The sequence below is a fragment of the Haloarcula sp. DT43 genome (genome assembly GCF_037078405.1).
Taxonomy (GTDB): Archaea; Halobacteriota; Halobacteria; order Halobacteriales; family Haloarculaceae; genus Haloarcula; species Haloarcula brevis.
In genome coordinates this window covers 581,417-597,075 of record NZ_JAYMGZ010000002.1, presented here as the reverse complement: position 1 = coordinate 597,075, position 15,659 = coordinate 581,417, and the positions used below count along the sequence as shown (strand labels likewise).

Sequence of the window (15,659 nt, the reverse complement as noted above, 5' to 3'; positions counted from 1 at the left end):
GGGCGTTGTCCGCGATTTCGACAGCCGGGGAGTGAGGGACGCGAGCGGCGAGGTCTACGCTTTTACCGCTGGGACGCGTACGTGAGTCCATGAGCGAATCCAGGGGCGAACTCCCCGAGAACGACGAGGAGTGGCGCGAGATACTCTCGGACGAGGAGTACCGAATCCTCCGGGAGGCCGGGACCGAGCCGCGGTTCAGCAGCGACCTCATCGACGTGAAAGACGAGGGCGTGTTCACCTGCGCCGGCTGCGGGGCGGAGCTGTTCGACAGCGACGAGAAGTTCGAGTCCGGCACCGGCTGGCCGAGCTTCTGGGACGTGTACCAGGAGGGCAACGTCGAGACCCGGCCGGACAACAGCCACGGGATGCAGCGAACCGAGGTCGTCTGTGCCGAGTGTGGCGGCCACCTGGGTCACGTGTTCGACGACGGCCCGGAGCCGACCGGGAAGCGCTACTGCATCAACGGCGCGGCGCTCGACTTCGACTCCGAGTAGCGACCGCCCCCTTCGCAGCGGCGTCCGGACGGCGTTGTCGTCTTTGATTGTACCGGACCTGCCAGTGGCCCCGCTGTGGTCTGCCCGCCCAGGTTCGGGAGCCCCGGCGCGGCCGCTCGCTACGCCGACTTGGCCTCGGGCGCGTAGGTCGTCTCGACGAATTCGAGGATGCGCTCGGACTCGGCCATCGTGACGCCGCGGTCGTCGTCGACCAGCACCGGGACGCCGCGCTGGCCGGAGACCCGCTTCACCGCGTCGCGTTTGGAATGCAGCGCCTCGACCCAGACGCTGTCGTAGTCGATGCCGAGGTCGTCCAGTCGGTCGGCGACCTTCTCGCAGTACGGACAGCCGTCGAGTTGGTAGAGCGTCAAGCTCATATCCGGCAGTACGGACGCCGTCCTCAAGGCGGTTATGCCCGAAAAAACGCAGCAGTCGACCTGGCGTTACTCGTACAGCCAGGGCGCGTCGATCTGGTCCCAGTCGACGAGTTCGTCCTCGTCGAAGAACAGCGCGATCTCGCGCTCGTTCGCGCCCTCGTCCTCGTGGTCGGAGCCGTGGATGACGTTCCGACCGAGGTCGAGCCCGTAGTCGCCGCGGATGGTGCCGGGCGCGGACTCGGCGGGGTCGGTCTCGCCCATCATGTTCCGGACCTGCCGGGTCGCGTCCTGGCCCTCCCAGACCATGGCGAAGACCGGACCGGACGTGATGAAGTCCACGAGGCCGTCGAAGAACGGCTTGTCCTCGTGCTCGCCGTAGTGCTCCTCGGCGAGGTCCTGGTCTATCTGCATGAACTTGCCGCCGACCATCTTTAGGCCGCGGTCCTCGAAGCGGGAGACGATGTCGCCGATGAGCCCGCGCTGGACGCCGTCGGGCTTGACCATCACGAAAGTGCGCTCGTGGTCGGCCATTAGGCTTCAGCCTCCTCGGCTTCTTCCTCGTCTTCGGCCTCGTCGGCCGCTTCGTCGGCGTCTGCTTCAGTCTCGTCGACTTCGTCGTCCGCTGCTTCGACCGTTTCCTCGACCTCGCCGGCCTCGCCGCGGGCGGTGTCGGTCCATTCGAGGTTGCGGGCCTCGCGGCCCAGGTCGGCGTTGTTCTCGCACTTCGAGGAACAGAAGTGCGTCGTCGCGCCGTCCTTGTGGACGAACATCGTGCCCGTGCCGGGCTCGATGTCCGCGCCGCAGTAGTCACATTCGCGTGTCCGGGGCATGGTTACTGCCCTCCGATGGTGTCGGCCTCGCGGGCCGTCTCGCGGAGTTGGAGTACGTCACCTTCGCGGACCGGGCCGAGAACGTTGCGCGTGATGATGCGCCCCTGGTTCTCGCCTTCGCGGATGCGGCACTTGACCTGCATGGCCTCGCCGTGCATCCCCGTCCGGCCCACGACTTCGATGACCTCGGCGGGCGTGGAACCGCTGCTTTCGGATTCCTCAGCGCTCATCCGAGGTCACCTCACCGAAGCTCCTCGACCTTGTCGGCGATGTCCTCGACGTCGGCCTCGGCCTCACCCGCGTCGGTGACGGCCGCGGCGGCCGAGCCGACTTCGAGCCCGGCGGCGTGTCCGAGGTCGTCCTGCTGCTCGACGAAGATGAAGGGGACGCCCTTCTCGTCGGCGAGCTCCGGGATGTGCATGACGATTTCCTCGGGCTGGACGTCTTCGGCGACGAAGACGAGCTCGGCGGAGCCGCGCTCGATGGCTTTGGTCGTCTCGTTTGTACCCTTCTTTACCGAACCTGTGTCCCGGGCGACCTCGAGCGCCTCGAGGGCGTCGTCTTCGAGGTCCGCGGGAACGTCGAAATCTACGTATACTGGCATTTGTATGTTCACCTCCTGCGCGCGAGCTCAGGCTCCCCCGCCGTGTCCGGGCCGCGAGGCCCGTCACACCGTGGTGGTGTGTGTCCTGAAAAGGCTGGGAGCATCATCAACTCGGCGCAGGCTGTACCCCATTCTGTGCCACCGGCCCTAAAAGCGCTTTCGAAGCCGAAATCCCGTGCCAGGCCGGCACACGGGTGCTGGCGGGTGGTCTGTCTATCGCGTCAGGTCGGCCGCGTCCGACCGTCAGGCCCATGTCGGCGCACCGTCCACCTCCGGTATGGACATCGCGCGGTCGCTCCGCGAGGAGGCCCGTCGTGCGAACGAGCGGCGACTGCTCGTGCTCGCGGGCGACCCCGACCGGACGCGAGCGCGCGCGAAAGCGGCGCTCGACGCGGCAGACGTTCCGCTGTCGGAGACGACCCTCGTCGGCCCGGAGCCGTTTCTCGACTGCGAACACCACGAGCAGTCCCGCGCCGGGGAGCTACTGGGCCGGACCCGGACGGCCGTCGTCCTCGACGCCCACGAGGAACTGCGGCCGGACGCTGTCGGGCGGACCGTCGGGGCCGTCGACGGCGGCGGCCTCTACGTCCTCCTCGCGCCGCCGCTGGAGCGGTGGCCCGAGGAACGGGACGGGTTCGACGACTCGCTCGCGGTCCCGCCGTTCGGCGTCGGGGACGTGACCGGCCACTTCCGCCGCCGGTTCGTCGAGACGCTGCGAGCCCACCGTGGCATCGCCGTCGTCGACGCCGATACGGGCACCGTCGAGCGGGACGGGCTGACCGACCCGCCGCCGAGCCGCCCGGTTCCGGGGCCGACTCCGCCCGCCGACGCGGCGTTCCGTCCCGAGACCTACGCCCAGTGTCTCACCGACGACCAGCGGGACGCCGTCCGGGCCTTCGAGTCCCTGCGGAGCGACGGGTCGGCAGTCGTCGTCGAGGCCGACCGGGGCCGGGGGAAATCAAGCGCTGCCGGGCTGGCCGCGGGGGCGCTCGCCGTCGCGGGGCGGGACGTGCTGGTGACCGCGCCGCAGTACCGCAGCGCCGGCGAGGTGTTCACGCGGGCGCGGCACCTGCTGGAGGCGCTCGGGGCCGATGTCACGCGCGACCGGGCGTCGGAGCCGCAGCACCTCGACGTCGCGGGTGCGGGCCGTGTGCGGTACGCGCCGCCGGCCGAGGCCGCGGGGCTCCCGGACGACCCCGACGTGGTCGTCGTCGACGAGGCCGCCGCGCTCCCGGTCCGGCGGTTAGAGCAGTTCCTCGACGCCCCGGCGGTCGCCTTTACCACGACCGTCCACGGCTACGAGGGGGCGGGCCGTGGCTTCTCGGTGCGGTTCCGGGACCGCCTGTCCGAGAGCGACCACGCCGTCACCGAGGCGTCGATGACGACACCGATTCGGTACGGCGACGCGGACCCCGTGGAGGTGTGGGCGTTCCGGGCGCTGTTGCTGGACGCCCGCCCGCCGGTCGACCCGCTCGTCGACGAGGCGACGCCGGAGACCGTCGACTACTGCCGGCTGTCGACCGCGGACCTGCTCGCCGACGAGCACCGCCTTCGGGAGGTCTTCGGCCTGCTCGTACTGGCCCACTACCGGACGGAGCCGTCGGACCTCGCCCGCCTGCTCGACGCGCCGAACCTCACCGTTCGGGCACTGACCCACGGGGGCCACGTCGTCGCGGTGGCGCTGCTGGCGCGGGAGGGGGCTCTCTCGGCGGCGACGCGGGTCACGATGTACGACGGCGGGCGCGTCCGCGGGAACATGATTCCGGACGTGCTGACGACCCAGCTCCGTGACGAGGCCGCCGGGGTCCCGGTCGGCCAGCGGGTCCTCCGCATCGCCACCCACGCCGCGGCCCGGTCCCGCGGACTCGGCTCCCGCCTCCTCTCGGAAGTCCGGGCGGAGTTCGCCGAGCGGGTGGACTGGCTGGGGGTCGGCTACGGCGCGACGCCGGAGCTCGTCGGGTTCTGGGCGGAGAACGGCTACGAGACCCTGCACCTCGCCACCTCGCGGAACCCGACCAGCGGCGAGTACTCCGTCGTGATGCTCGACCCCTGCTCCGACGACGGGGCGGCGCTCGCGGCGCGTCACGGCGAGTGGTTCCAGGACCGTGTCGCCGCGGTGCTGTCGGACCCCCTCTCGGACTGTGACCCCGACGTGGTCCGGGCGGTGCTCCGGGCGACCGACGCGGAGCCGCCATTGGCGCTCTCGGACTGGGAGTGGCGGCTGGTCGCGGGCGTCCCCGGCGGCGCGTCGATTCTCGACACGGACCCGCGGCCGTTCAGAGAGCTCGCCTGTCGGCACCTCTCGGCCCCGGCCGACCCGGACGCGCTCTCAGCGCGGGAGGAGCGCCTGCTCGTCCGGAAGGTCCTGCAGGCCCGGCCCTGGGCCGCCGTCACCGACGAACTGGGGTTCGTCTCCGAGCGGCAGTGTATGCGCACGCTCGGCGGAGTCGTCGAAAGGTTGACGCGTCTGTACGGCGACCCTTGGGTACGGGAGGAACTCGATAGCCACCAATGAGCCCCCTCGGCCTCGAATCGCTGCTGTTCGTGCTCGCGTTCGCCCTGCTCGTCGGCGGCGTCGTCGGCAGCCTCACGCCCCAGGTCCCGGGCGCGCTCGTCTCGCTCGCCGGCGTGTACCTGTACTGGTTCGCCAGCGGCATGACCGACCCGGGGACGGTGCTGCTGGCCCTGTTGACGCTGGTCGGCCTGCTGACGTGGGCCGTCGACATCACGGGCGGGGCCGTCGCGGCGCGCGTCGGCGGAGCATCGAACTGGACAGCCCTACTCGCCGGCGTCGTCGGCCTCGTCCTCTTTTTCGTGACCGGCCCGCTGGGTATCCTGCTCGGGGTCGCCGGCACGGTGTTCGCCGTCGAGTTCTACCGCCAGGAGGACGCCCGCGGGAGCGCGAAGGCGGCGCTGGTGACGACCGCCGGGATGCTGGCCTCCGGTGTCGTCCAGGCCCTGCTGACGGCGTCGATACTGGTCACGATGGTCGCCGTCGCGCTGCTATGACCAGGTGTGCCGAGGACGGCTGTGAGAGCGAGGCCGCGGTCGAACTCCACATCCCCTGGGCCGCGAACCGCCGGGTCTGCCCGGCCCACGCCCGCGGCTGGGCACAGAAGGACGGCGTCGTCCCCGCACCGATAGAGGGCCACGAGGACGAGTGGCCGTAGGACCGCCGTTCTCCCGGTAACTGGTTTGATTCTCACGAGGGAACTAACGGGACGCGTGCCGACAATCAGCGAAGAAAATATAATAATAATTGGAATAGAAATCGACTAGTAAGGCGTGTTACCATGAAACGCGAGATGCTCACAACCGACTTCATCGACCGTGCGGCGGACATCTACGACGACGTGACCGGCATCGTTGCCCACGACGGCACCGAGTACACGTACGCCGAGGTGAACGAGCGGGTCAATCAGCTGGCACACGCGCTCTCGGAACGGGGCGTCTCGAAGGGCAGCCGGGTGGCCGTCCTCGCGCCGAACACACACTACTTCATCGAGACGTTGTACGCGGCGAACAAGCTCGGTGCGGTGTTCGTCCCGCTGAACTACCGGCTCGACCCCGCGAAAATCGAGTACATTTTGAACGACTGCGAGGCGTCGACGGTAATCGCCGACTACGACTTCGCAGAGAAGGTCCAGCCGGTACGCGATGCCGTCCCCGCGGAGACGTTCGTCGGCTACGAGGCCGACCGCATCGAGGGCGAGTGGGAGGAGTACGCGGCCCTGCTCGACGACCAGCCGACGGCCGAACCGGACCGGCCCGACATCTCGGAAGACGACGACGCCAGCATCAACTATACTTCGGGGACGACCGGGGACCCGAAAGGGGTCGTCAGGACCCACCGCACCGAGAGCTGGCACGCGCTGATTCTCAACCAACACATGGAGGTCCGCGACGACGACACGTACCTCTGGACGCTGCCGATGTTCCACTGCAACGGCTGGGGTCACACCTACGCGATAACGGGGACCGGCGGGACCCACGTCTGCCAGCGGACCTTCGACGCCGCGGACACCTTCCGCCGGGTCCGGGAGTACGACGTGTCTTTCATGTGTGGCGCGCCGACGGTGTTGAACAAGCTCGTCCAGCACTACCGGGCCGCGGACGGCGACATCGAGACGCGGGGCGACCGTGACGTGCGCATCGCCACGGCCGGCAGCGCCCCGGCGACGGCGACCATCGAGCGCGTCGAGGACGAATTCGGCTGGCGCATCATCCACATCTACGGCCTGACCGAGACGGCCCCCATCATCACGACCAGCAACTCCCCACGGCGCATCGCCGGACGGGGCCGATATATCAAGGTCAAGCAGGGCTCGGAGGCCATGTGTACCGACATCAGAATCGTCGACGAGGGCGGCGACGACGTACCACGCGACGGGGCGACTATCGGCGAGGTGGTGGTGCGGGGCAATCAGGTGATGGACCGCTATCTCAACAAGCCGGACATCACCGAGGAGGCCTTCTCAGACCGCGTCGATGGCTATTTCCACACCGGCGACCTCGCCACGTGGGACGCGGACGGGATGATACAGATAATGGACCGGCGGAAGGACATCATCATCTCCGGCGGCGAGAACATCTCTTCCATCGAACTGGAGGACGAACTGTACGACCACCCCGACGTGCTGAAAGCCGCGGTCATCCCCGTTCCGAGCGAGGACTGGGGCGAGACGCCGATGGCCATCGTGGTCCCGACGGCCGACAGCGACGTGACCGAACAGGACATCCTCGACTTCCTCAGGGAACGGGTCGCCAGCTACAAACGCCCCTCAGGCGTCGACTTCCGGGACTCGCTACCCGAGACGGCGACCGGGAAAATCCAGAAGTACGAACTCCGGAAGGAGTACTGGAAGGAGCAGGAACGGATGATAGGCCAGGAGTGAGGCCGGAACGTCAGCGAACCATCAACACGATTCTTTATTAGGATTCCGGCGGTCGGTCGGACCATGCATCTGGGCGTCGTCGTGCCACGTGTCGAGGACCACAGCACAGTCGACCTCGCGGTCGAGGCCGAGGAGTGGGGCTACGACTCGGTCTGGCTCAACGAGCTGTGGGGGGCAAGCTCCGTCGTCGAACTCACGGACGTCGCCACCCGGACCGACGAGGTCGAACTCGGGACGGCCATACTCAACGTCTTCTCGCGGTCGCCGGCCGTGCTGGCGATGACTGCGGCGACACTCGACAGGGTGTCGGACGGCCGGGCGGTGCTGGGGCTGGGAACGAGCACGGCCCGGTCGGTCGAGAACATGCACGGCATGGCCTTCGAGCGTCCGGTCCGTCGCGCCCACGAGACCATCGACGTCGTCAAGCGGCTCACGACTGGTGAGGAGCGGGTGAGCTACGACGGCGAGGTGGTGTCGGTCGAGGGGGTCCCGCCGCTGGGGCGCGAGGTGCCGGTGTACCACGCGGCGCTCGGGCCGGCCAACAGGCGGGTCGTCGCGCGCCTCGCCGACGGCTGGCTCCCGCATATGATTCCGTTCTCCGAGCTCGACTCGGCGTTCGAGTACATCGCTGAAACCGCCCGCGAGGCCGACCGCGACCCGAGCGAGATTACGGTCGCACCGTACGTGCCGGCGGTGGTCCACGAGGACGCCGACCGGGCGACCGAGGAACTCCGCCAGCACGTCGCCTACTACGTCGGCAGCGGCGAGGGCTACCGTCGGGCCGTCGCGGAAGCGTATCCGGACCGGGCGGAACGCATCGCCGACGCCTGGGGAGCGGGCGACCGCGGCGAGGCGACGGAGCTGGTCACCGACGAGATGGCGGCGGACCTCGGAATCGCCGGGACGCCGGAACAGGCGCGGGAAAAACGGGATGCGGTAGCGGACAGGGACGTCCTCGACCGGCTTCTGCTAACGGTGCCACAGCAGGTCGACGGGGAGCTGGCTCGGGAGACGATTCGGGCGCTGGGACCGAGCTAGAGGTCGGCTTCCATCATCACCTCGTCGGCGTACTCGTCGCCGAACTTGTAGTGGTCCTCGCGGACGGCCGCGGTCCCCCAGCCGTGGCTCTCCAGGAACTCGATGGCATCCTCGTTCGTCGAGGGCACGGAGTTGTACAGTTTCTCGTACCCGTGCGTGGCCGCCCACTCGGTCCCGCGGGCGAGCAGTTGCGAGCCGATGCCGTGGCCGCGGTACTGTTCGAGAACGCCCAGCGTGAGCTCGGCCGTGTGGCTCAGCTTCTCGACCTCCGGGTGCTTGAGGTGGACCCAGCCGACCACGTCGTCGTCGATGCAGGCGACGAAGAAGATGCGCGACTCCAGTTCGTTGTGCCGGAGCAACACGCCCTCGCTGTCGACCACGTCGGCGACAGTCTCGGCGTCGACGTACTCGCCGCCGCCGATGGCGGCCCGGATGGCCCCGACGAGCCCGGTGAGGTCCTCCTGGCGGGCCTGCCGGATGGTGAACTCGATGTCGTCGGCCTCGAACTCCTCCTCGACGGTGTCGTTGTAGGCGACGCGGAGTTCCCCGTCGATGTCCTCCAGTACGCCGTCGCGTTTGAGTATCGCGACGTGATGACCGAACGGTCGCGGGTCCATCTGCAGCGCCGTCCGGGCGGCTCTCGGCTCGACGGACCCGTGCGATTCGACGTACTCGTAGATGTCCCTGCGGTCCTCGTGGTCGAACTGCAGTGGCTCTGTCAGCTCCATGGTAACTAGTACCACGAGACAGTACTTAATCCTTTATCATAAACCATGTATTTCTCGGTAAACGGTCGCTACCGCTCCGGAACACCGGTCAGCACCTGTGCCACGTCCCGGGCGTTGTGGGTGTCGACGAGCAGTTCCGCGGCCTCTCTGATGGCGTAGGAGCCGGCTAACTCCACACCGTAGCAGGCGGCGTAGCAGTCCAGCCAGTCGTTCATCGTCGCCTCCAGGCGCTCGAACTCGGCCTCGGAGAACCGCACCCAGGTGCCGCCGGTGCGGGCTTCGCAGTACAGCGCGACGGTGGGACCGAAGCCCTCCCGGAGCAGAGTCATCGCACGCTTGTCGTCCGGCGGGTCCGGGTCCAGCGACTCGCGGGCCGCCTCGGCGCGCCGGGAAAGCGCCCGAATCCGGTCGTGATACTGGTGGGTCACGGCGGTCAGCCCTGCTCGAACTCGACTCCCTTGCCCCCCGCTGGATGCTCCCACTCGGTGTCGGCGACGACCGCGCAGGTCCCACACTCCACGCAGGGCTGGGTGTCGAGGCTCACGAGGTGTTCCTCGCTGCCGTTCGTCTGCACCCGCTCGTCGCGGTAACAGCCGCCCCCGAAGCCCTTCGCACTGACCGGACAGGCAGTGACCGCGGTCCCCGACGCCTCGAAGGACTTGTCGAGGAGCTCGATGTGTGGATCGCCGACATCGTAGGTCAGGTCGCCGATGCGGTCGGCCAGGTCCGGTGGCGAGACGGTGTTCTCGTCCTCGACGCGCTCGCCGAGTTCCTCCGCGATGATCGTTGGCAGCGTCACGTAGGGCAGCTTGGTGTCCGGAATCATCGACACCAGCGTCGGCGAGGAGTAGGCCCGTTCGAGCAGTCCCGACGCGGCCCGGACGCCGAAGCGACCGACGGCGGACTCCGCGATGCTGTTCGAGACGTCGTCGACCGGCCCGAGTTCACCGAGCCGTCCGAACACCTCGTAGCGGGTGGGTCGGAGCTTGTCCATCACGCCCTCGTCGTGGAGCTTCTTCTCGTACAGTTCGCCGGCGCGGTGGGGGTCGTTGCGCGAGCGCGCGTCGGCGAAGGCCTCGGCGGCCAGCGCCCCCGCGGTCACGGCGTGGTTCATCCCCTTGATTATCGGGCCTTGGGCCTGCATCTGCCCCGCGGCGTCGCCGACCAGGACGAGGCGGTCCTCGTGGGGCGATGGGTGAGCCGCCTTCTTCGAGTCGGGGACCAGCTTGGCGCTGTACTCGCGCTCGTCGTACTCGTCGCCGAGCCACTGGGCCATGAGCGGGTGGGTGAGCAGGCCGTCCAGCAGTTCGTGTGGCTCGGCCTCCTCTTCAGCGATTGAGTCGAGGTGGAACACGGTCCCGATGGAGAGCGACGACTCGTTGGTGTAGAGGAAGCCGCCGCCCCGGACGCCGTCGAACAGGTCGCCCGAGAACAGGTGGGCCGCGCCGTCGTCCGCGTCCACGCCGAAGCGCTCGTTGATGAGGTCCGGCTCCACGTCGACGACGGCCTTGACGCCCTGGAACCACTCTTCCGGCTCCTCCCAGTCCATCAAGCCCGCGTCACGGGCCAGTTCGGAGTTGACACCGTCGGCCGCCACGATCAGATCGGCCTTGATTGGGTCGAGTTCCTCCGTCGTCACGCCGACGATCTCGCCGCGCTCGCGCAGCAGGCCGGTGACGTGGACCTCGGTCAGCAGGCCGCCGCCGGTCTCGCGGGTGCGCTCGTGGACCTGCTGGGCGAGCCAGGAGTCCATCTTCCGGCGGAGCACCGAGTCGGCCCACGCCGTGTCGTGGTGGTGGAGGTCGCCGATGTCGAAGGTCTTGACCTTCTCGCCGGCGACGTTGTGGATGTAGTTCTCGGTGACCGGCCGCTCGGTCGCCTCCTCCCGGAACCCGGGGAACAGCCCGTCAATGGTGTAGGGGGCCGACTCCTCGGCGTAGATGAGGCCGCCAGAGACGTTCTTGGATCCGGCGTCGACGCCGCGTTCGAGGACGAGCGTCTCGACGCCGTTTCGCGCGAGGTTCGCCGCCGCCGCGGCCCCGCCGGGGCCACAGCCGACGACGACCGCCTCGTACTCCTCGTAGGAGTCAGTCATCGCTGACCTCCCCCACGACCGCGCCGAGGTCGCCCGCTTCGACCGCCTCCGTCAGGCGCGGTAAGACCTCGAACAGGTCGCCCTCGATGAGGTAATCAGAGAAGTCGCGGATGTCGGCGTCCGGGTCGGTGTTGACGGCGATTATCGTGTCCGACTCGTCGCAGCCGACCTTGTGCTGTATCGCGCCGGAGATACCCGCCGCGATGTACACGTCCGGTTCGACCTCCTGTCCGGACTCGCCGATCTGGCGCTCCTCGGTGACGTACTGTTCGACATGGCCGTCGAAGGAGTACGACGAGGTGATGACGCCCCGAGAGAGCCCGAGGTCGGCCTCGTCGAAGGCGTCCACGAGGTCGAGTGCCAGTTCGATGCCCGTCGTCGGATCGTCGCCGATGCCGCGACCGACGGCGACGACCACGTCGTTCCCGGTGAGGTCGACGCCACCCGAGAGACGGTCGAACTCCTCGACCTCGACCTGGAACCAGTCCGCGTCGAGTTCCATCTCGTAATCGACGACCTCGGCTTCACGCTCGAAGTCGGGGTCCGGAATCTCGAAACTCCCCGGAATGACGGACGCCCCTTGCGGGTGGAAGTCCCGGTTTGGCTTGTCGATACAGAGGATGGTCGAGTACTCGAAGCCGGAGAAGTCCGGACGCTTCATGTGCAGGACGCGCTCGAATTCCTTCTTGTCGCCGGCCGTGCCGACCTTCGCGGGATTGGATATCATCGCGTTCTCGATGTACAGCCCCGAACAGTCCGAGGCCAGCCCCGAGTCGAGTTCGCCCTGAACGAGCGCCGAGAGGTCCCGCCCGTTGTTCGTGGCCGGGAAGACCGTGTACCGCGGTTCGTGGTAGTCCTTCCAGTCCACCTCCTCGCGGCCCTCGGCGGCCAGGTCGCCGCCCGCCCGAGCCATGTCACAGAAGATCTCGGTGTAGGGCTGGTGACGGAAGCGTTCGAGGCGGTCGTCCTCGTGATAGAGGACGAGGTCGGCCCCGTAGGCGATGACGTCGTCGACGTGGTCGCTGGCGTCGGCACCGATGAGCACTGCGACGACGCGCTCGTCAGCATCGTACTCGGCGTTGTAGGTGTCCATCAGGTCGCGGGCCTTCCCGAGCATCTCTTTGGACACGTCCACGAGGTCGCCCGCCTGCGTCTCGCAGTAGACCCACATGTCGCGGTACTCCGCGCCGACGGTGCCCTCGACCCACTGCTTGTCGTTGGTCGGGTGGTCGAGTTCGGGGTACTTCTCTTCGGGCGGCACGTACTCGGCCTCTGCGACCTCTGACTCCTCGGTTCCCTCGACAGACTCGATGCGGCTCTCTATCTGAGACTTCGCCGTCTTGCGGTCCTCGCCGGCCTGCTCGCGCTCTAAGAGGTCCCGGAGCACCTCGGCGTCGTCGATGTCCCGGACCATGTTCGCCACGTCGGCGACAGTCAGCGCGGCGAGGTCGACGGTCTCGGGGTCGAGTTCCCCGTCGCCCTCGTCCTCGACCTTCTCGATTCGGTCCTCGATGAGCGTCTTGACCGGCACGCGGTCCTCGCCGCCCTCTTCGAGTTCCAGCATCGCCCGCAGTTCGTCGGCGTCGTCGACGTCCTTGATCTTCGGTCCGAGCTCGGCGATCTCGTACTCCGTGGGGTCGATTTCGGCCATCGTCAGTCACCCGCCGCGTACGGCGCGAGTTCGTCCACGACCTGTTCCATGGCCTCGTCCGCGCCGGCGTCGATAACCGTCGCCTCTCGCTCAGAGGGGGCCTTCGGGATCGGGTCGACGCCGGCGACGATGGTCGGCGAGCCGTCCAGCCCGATGTAGTCCGGGTCCAGATTGAGATCGGTGTGGTCCCAGACCGTCAGGTGATCCTCGTAGTCTTCGGCTCGCTCAGTCGTCTCCTCGCGGAGGTCCTTGTGTTTCAGCCGGTGACTGGCCCGCCGGTAAGTGGGTTCGAACTCCGGGTCGGCGACGATGAAACACGGCATCGGCGCCTCGACCGTCTCGATTTCGGAGATGTCGCCGTCGACCAGGCGTTTGGCCCGCACGGTCCGCGCGTCCTCGTCGATATCCAGCGAGAGGACGTGCGTGATTATCGGCCAGTCGAGACACCAGCAGGTCTGTGGCCCGGTGTGACCGGTCTCACCGTCGGCCGTCTTGAAGCCCGCGAACACGAGGTCGGGCTCCGTCTCCAGTTTCTGGAGGCCGCTGGCGACCGTCATCGCCGTCGCCCACGTGTCGGCCGCGCCCATCTCGCGGTCCGAGAGGAGATAGAGGTCGTCGGCGTACACGTCCGCCATTCCCTCCTGGAGGACCTCCTCGTAGCCCGGCGGGCCCATGCTCATCAGCGAGACGTGCCCGCCGTTGCGGACTTTCGTCTGGAACGCGGCCCGCAGCGCGTGCTTGTCGTTGGGGTTCATCACCGTCGGTGTCTTCCCCCGTTCGAGATGACCCTCCTCGTCGAACGATACCTGTCCCTCCCGGAAGTCCGGGACGCCTTTCGTCATGACGACAGTATGCATGGTATCACGACCCTCGTGAGTGTATCTCACACATGATTCTATAATAAATGTATGTTTACAATTCCGAGTGACAGGTAAGCGCACCCGTCCCAGTGGCGACGAGAAGCGAGCGACGTGGAATCCGTCGGCGACTGACAGCTAGCAAACGAGTCCGTACGCGGCGTCAGAGGCTGTACTCTCGCAGAAGGAACGGTTAGAGGGTCTCAGATACGCCCGGCGCGGCCCGGGTCCACGTCGATGGCGTCGACCGGACACACGTCGACACAGAGCATGCAGTCGATGCACTGGTCCTCGTGGGCGGGGTCGGCCTTGATTTCGCTCTCCGGATGGTCCGGCGTGTCGACCCACTCGAACACGTCGACGGGACAGTCCTCCAGGCACGCGCCGTCGGCGAGACAGATGTCGAAGTCGACGGCGACGTGTGTCCCGTGGATGCCCAGTTCCTCGGGCTCGTCGACCGGCCCCCAGACGTTGTGGCCGTCGTGTTGTTCGACAACGTCGCGGTTCTCCTCGAACTCCGGGTCTATGGCCATTGGTATCTTATCTCATCTTTGGGAGCTACTTAACTTTTCGACCTCGCCGTCAGAACCCGGGGCCGTCGCGGCGGTCCGGGTCCCTGCCGCCCGCCGGCCCGGAGTCGTCGATGCGGTCTGTCGGGTCCGGTAGGTCGCCGCCGGGACCGCCGGTATCGCCGACCGAGTCGGTCGCGTCGGCGGCGTCCGGCCCGGCAGCGACCCCCCGGAGGAACTCGACGGTCCGCTCGTACACGTCGTCGTAGTGAGCGCCGTGGAACGGGAACCCGTGGTCCGCCGGCACCGGCTCGTGAACCACGTCGGTCATCGGCCCGAGGGCGTCGGCCAGCAGTTCGGACTGGGACGGCGGGACGGTCTCGTCCTCGGTGCCGTGGAGCAACAGTATCGGCGGCGCGTCGGTGTCGGCCTGTGCGACCGGCGAGGCCAGGTCGTAGGCCGCGGGCTCGTCGTCGGGTCCGCCGCCGAGGTACTGGCGGTGGAACCGCTCGCCCTCGCCCGTCGCGGCGTCGAGCGAGCGGAAGTCGTACACCCCGGCGTAGCCGACGGCGGCCGACAGGTGGGAGGACGCGCCGGGGTACAGTTCGGGTTCGAACCCGGGCTCGTCGGCCGTCAGCGCGGCCAGAACGACGAGATTCGCCCCTGCCGAGTGGCCGACGCCGACGATGCGGTCGGTGTCAGCGCCGTAGCCCTCGCCCTCCGACCGGGCCCACTCGATAGCGGCCTTCACGTCCACCAGCGCCGCCGGGAAGGTCCACTCCGGCGCGAGGCGGTACTGGGGCTCGACGACGAGGAAGCCGTCCGCCGCGAGGTCGAGCGCGTGCCGGGCGAACTCGCCCTTGTCGCCGAACGCGAACGCGCCGCCGCGGACGAGCACGGCGACCGGCTTCGGGCCGCTGGCCGCCGGCGAGTCGTACAGGTCGAGCGTCAGCGTCTCGCCGTCCGCCTCCTGGAACGGGATGTCGCGCTGGACGGTCACCGACTCGGGAGCAGGGTCTGTCACGGGCGACGGTCGGGCCGTCACGGGCTTAAGCCCGACGCTATCGGCACTCCGACGCAACGGACGCGTCGCCGTCTCACTACCCGACACTCCGTCGCTGTGCGTTTGTGCGGCTCGTGCTGGTCCAGCTGTTCGTCCGCTCTCGGCACCTGTACCGGACACAGGCCGCGGCCGTCCTCGTCGCGGCGCTGGCCCCCTGGACGGTCGCGCTGAGCCAGCAGTACTTTCTCCAGGTCCCCGAGGACGCCACGATTTTCGCCTGGGGCATCTCCGGGCTGGCGATGACGACGGGGCTGTACACGTTCGAGACGCTCGACCCGGTTCCGGCCGCACAGGAGACTATCGTGGAACAGATGGGCGACGGAGCGCTCGTCGTCGATACCGACGGCCGTATCAGCCACGCGAACCCGGCGGCCGAGTCACTCCTCGCTGGGGCCGAGGCCCACGGCTGGGAGCTGACGATTACCGAGGGCGAAGACGGCGGCGCTCGCTTCGAGTTCAGCGGCATCGAAGCCGCGAGCCGGGCCAGGGAACCGGCTGCCGGGCGGCCGTGACGGCAG

18 protein-coding genes and 1 pseudogene are annotated in these 15,659 nt (G+C 68.2%); 7 read left to right on the top strand and 12 right to left on the bottom strand.

All coding sequences use genetic code 11. The annotated features are described in order from the left end of the window. Positions 1-89 precede the first annotated feature (89 nt). A complete protein-coding gene (gene msrB / locus VI123_RS10435; protein ID WP_336337984.1) occupies positions 90-494 on the top strand; it encodes a peptide-methionine (R)-S-oxide reductase MsrB in 405 nt (134 codons plus the stop codon). A gap of 119 nt (positions 495-613) precedes the next feature. On the opposite strand, the gene VI123_RS10430 is transcribed toward msrB, so the two are convergent. From VI123_RS10430 to rpl7ae, 5 genes are all read right to left on the bottom strand, one after another. Then, the gene (locus VI123_RS10430) at positions 614-871 is read right to left on the bottom strand and encodes a glutaredoxin family protein (RefSeq protein WP_336337983.1); all 258 of its coding nucleotides are present in this window, start codon (positions 869-871) and stop codon (positions 614-616) included. A gap of 66 nt (positions 872-937) precedes the next feature. Next, complete coding sequence (ndk, locus tag VI123_RS10425; protein WP_336337982.1) at positions 938-1,402, bottom strand: nucleoside-diphosphate kinase; 465 nt, start codon at positions 1,400-1,402, stop codon at positions 938-940. Continuing rightward, the gene (locus tag VI123_RS10420; protein ID WP_336337981.1) at positions 1,402-1,701 is read right to left on the bottom strand and encodes a 50S ribosomal protein L24e; all 300 of its coding nucleotides are present in this window, start codon (positions 1,699-1,701) and stop codon (positions 1,402-1,404) included. Before VI123_RS10420 ends, ndk begins: the two co-directional genes overlap by 1 nt. Before the next feature lie 2 nt (positions 1,702-1,703). Then, on the bottom strand, positions 1,704-1,931 hold the full coding sequence (locus VI123_RS10415) for a 30S ribosomal protein S28e (protein WP_004516764.1): 228 nt from the start codon (positions 1,929-1,931) through the stop codon (positions 1,704-1,706). 11 nt (positions 1,932-1,942) lie between these two features. After that, on the bottom strand, positions 1,943-2,305 hold the full coding sequence (gene rpl7ae / locus VI123_RS10410) for a 50S ribosomal protein L7Ae (RefSeq protein ID WP_162411641.1): 363 nt from the start codon (positions 2,303-2,305) through the stop codon (positions 1,943-1,945). A gap of 277 nt (positions 2,306-2,582) precedes the next feature. On the opposite strand from rpl7ae, the gene tmcA reads away from it, so the two are divergent. From tmcA to VI123_RS10385, 5 genes are all read left to right on the top strand, one after another. Further along, the gene (gene tmcA / locus VI123_RS10405; RefSeq protein ID WP_336337980.1) at positions 2,583-4,820 is read left to right on the top strand and encodes a tRNA(Met) cytidine acetyltransferase TmcA; all 2,238 of its coding nucleotides are present in this window, start codon (positions 2,583-2,585) and stop codon (positions 4,818-4,820) included. Then, positions 4,817-5,314 carry a DUF456 domain-containing protein gene (locus VI123_RS10400; protein WP_336337979.1) on the top strand — a complete coding sequence of 166 codons (498 nt, stop codon included), beginning with the start codon at positions 4,817-4,819 and terminating at the stop codon, positions 5,312-5,314. Before tmcA ends, VI123_RS10400 begins: the two co-directional genes overlap by 4 nt. Next, positions 5,311-5,475, top strand: coding sequence for a hypothetical protein (locus tag VI123_RS10395; protein WP_336337978.1), 165 nt, complete (start codon positions 5,311-5,313; stop codon positions 5,473-5,475). The genes VI123_RS10400 and VI123_RS10395 overlap by 4 nt, the downstream gene beginning before the upstream one ends. A 123-nt stretch (positions 5,476-5,598) precedes the next feature. After that, positions 5,599-7,200 (top strand): class I adenylate-forming enzyme family protein, encoded by a 1,602-nt coding sequence (locus VI123_RS10390; protein WP_336337977.1) that lies wholly within the window; start codon positions 5,599-5,601, stop codon positions 7,198-7,200. 63 nt (positions 7,201-7,263) lie between these two features. Next, entirely contained in the window at positions 7,264-8,238 is a 975-nt protein-coding gene (locus VI123_RS10385) for an LLM class flavin-dependent oxidoreductase (RefSeq protein ID WP_336337976.1), read from the top strand. Here VI123_RS10385 and VI123_RS10380 read toward each other — a convergent pair. The 7 genes from VI123_RS10380 to VI123_RS10350 all read right to left on the bottom strand — a co-directional run bounded on the left by VI123_RS10380 (position 8,235) and on the right by VI123_RS10350 (position 15,102). Continuing rightward, positions 8,235-8,966 (bottom strand): GNAT family N-acetyltransferase, encoded by a 732-nt coding sequence (locus tag VI123_RS10380; RefSeq protein WP_336337975.1) that lies wholly within the window; start codon positions 8,964-8,966, stop codon positions 8,235-8,237. The genes VI123_RS10385 and VI123_RS10380 overlap by 4 nt on opposite strands. A 68-nt stretch (positions 8,967-9,034) precedes the next feature. Further along, complete coding sequence (locus tag VI123_RS10375; protein ID WP_336337974.1) at positions 9,035-9,394, bottom strand: hypothetical protein; 360 nt, start codon at positions 9,392-9,394, stop codon at positions 9,035-9,037. Positions 9,395-9,399: 5 nt separating this feature from the next. Next, a complete protein-coding gene (locus tag VI123_RS10370) occupies positions 9,400-11,061 on the bottom strand; it encodes an FAD-dependent monooxygenase (RefSeq protein WP_336337973.1) in 1,662 nt (553 codons plus the stop codon). Further along, positions 11,054-12,712: an electron transfer flavoprotein subunit alpha/FixB family protein gene (locus tag VI123_RS10365; protein WP_336337972.1), complete on the bottom strand. Its 1,659-nt coding sequence runs from the start codon at positions 12,710-12,712 to the stop codon at positions 11,054-11,056. Before VI123_RS10365 ends, VI123_RS10370 begins: the two co-directional genes overlap by 8 nt. Before the next feature lie 2 nt (positions 12,713-12,714). Beyond that, entirely contained in the window at positions 12,715-13,569 is an 855-nt protein-coding gene (locus VI123_RS10360) for an electron transfer flavoprotein subunit beta/FixA family protein (protein ID WP_336337971.1), read from the bottom strand. A 203-nt stretch (positions 13,570-13,772) separates the two neighbouring features. Beyond that, positions 13,773-14,102 (bottom strand): 4Fe-4S dicluster domain-containing protein, encoded by a 330-nt coding sequence (locus VI123_RS10355; RefSeq protein ID WP_336337970.1) that lies wholly within the window; start codon positions 14,100-14,102, stop codon positions 13,773-13,775. Positions 14,103-14,151: 49 nt separating this feature from the next. Further along, positions 14,152-15,102, bottom strand: a complete 951-nt coding sequence (locus tag VI123_RS10350; protein ID WP_336337969.1) for an alpha/beta hydrolase — start codon at positions 15,100-15,102, stop codon at positions 14,152-14,154. Between the two features lie 110 nt (positions 15,103-15,212). Between VI123_RS10350 and VI123_RS10345 the strand changes: the two are divergent. Then, positions 15,213-15,653 (top strand): annotated as a pseudogene (locus tag VI123_RS10345) (histidine kinase N-terminal 7TM domain-containing protein); the annotation flags it as partial. Between the last annotated feature and the right edge of the window lie 6 nt (positions 15,654-15,659).

What these genes read in the sequence shown, in the direction of transcription:
- msrB (WP_336337984.1), top strand. Translation starts at nt 90, where the DNA reads ATGAGCGAATCCAGGGGCGAACTCCCCGAGAACGACGAGGAGTGGCGC.
- VI123_RS10430 (WP_336337983.1), bottom strand. Translation starts at nt 871, where the DNA reads ATGAGCTTGACGCTCTACCAACTCGACGGCTGTCCGTACTGCGAGAAG.
- ndk (WP_336337982.1), bottom strand. Translation starts at nt 1,402, where the DNA reads ATGGCCGACCACGAGCGCACTTTCGTGATGGTCAAGCCCGACGGCGTC.
- VI123_RS10420 (WP_336337981.1), bottom strand. Translation starts at nt 1,701, where the DNA reads ATGCCCCGGACACGCGAATGTGACTACTGCGGCGCGGACATCGAGCCC.
- VI123_RS10415 (WP_004516764.1), bottom strand. Translation starts at nt 1,931, where the DNA reads ATGAGCGCTGAGGAATCCGAAAGCAGCGGTTCCACGCCCGCCGAGGTC.
- rpl7ae (WP_162411641.1), bottom strand. Translation starts at nt 2,305, where the DNA reads ATGCCAGTATACGTAGATTTCGACGTTCCCGCGGACCTCGAAGACGAC.
- tmcA (WP_336337980.1), top strand. Translation starts at nt 2,583, where the DNA reads ATGGACATCGCGCGGTCGCTCCGCGAGGAGGCCCGTCGTGCGAACGAG.
- VI123_RS10400 (WP_336337979.1), top strand. Translation starts at nt 4,817, where the DNA reads ATGAGCCCCCTCGGCCTCGAATCGCTGCTGTTCGTGCTCGCGTTCGCC.
- VI123_RS10395 (WP_336337978.1), top strand. Translation starts at nt 5,311, where the DNA reads ATGACCAGGTGTGCCGAGGACGGCTGTGAGAGCGAGGCCGCGGTCGAA.
- VI123_RS10390 (WP_336337977.1), top strand. Translation starts at nt 5,599, where the DNA reads ATGAAACGCGAGATGCTCACAACCGACTTCATCGACCGTGCGGCGGAC.
- VI123_RS10385 (WP_336337976.1), top strand. Translation starts at nt 7,264, where the DNA reads ATGCATCTGGGCGTCGTCGTGCCACGTGTCGAGGACCACAGCACAGTC.
- VI123_RS10380 (WP_336337975.1), bottom strand. Translation starts at nt 8,966, where the DNA reads ATGGAGCTGACAGAGCCACTGCAGTTCGACCACGAGGACCGCAGGGAC.
- VI123_RS10370 (WP_336337973.1), bottom strand. Translation starts at nt 11,061, where the DNA reads ATGACTGACTCCTACGAGGAGTACGAGGCGGTCGTCGTCGGCTGTGGC.
- VI123_RS10365 (WP_336337972.1), bottom strand. Translation starts at nt 12,712, where the DNA reads ATGGCCGAAATCGACCCCACGGAGTACGAGATCGCCGAGCTCGGACCG.
- VI123_RS10360 (WP_336337971.1), bottom strand. Translation starts at nt 13,569, where the DNA reads ATGCATACTGTCGTCATGACGAAAGGCGTCCCGGACTTCCGGGAGGGA.
- VI123_RS10355 (WP_336337970.1), bottom strand. Translation starts at nt 14,102, where the DNA reads ATGGCCATAGACCCGGAGTTCGAGGAGAACCGCGACGTTGTCGAACAA.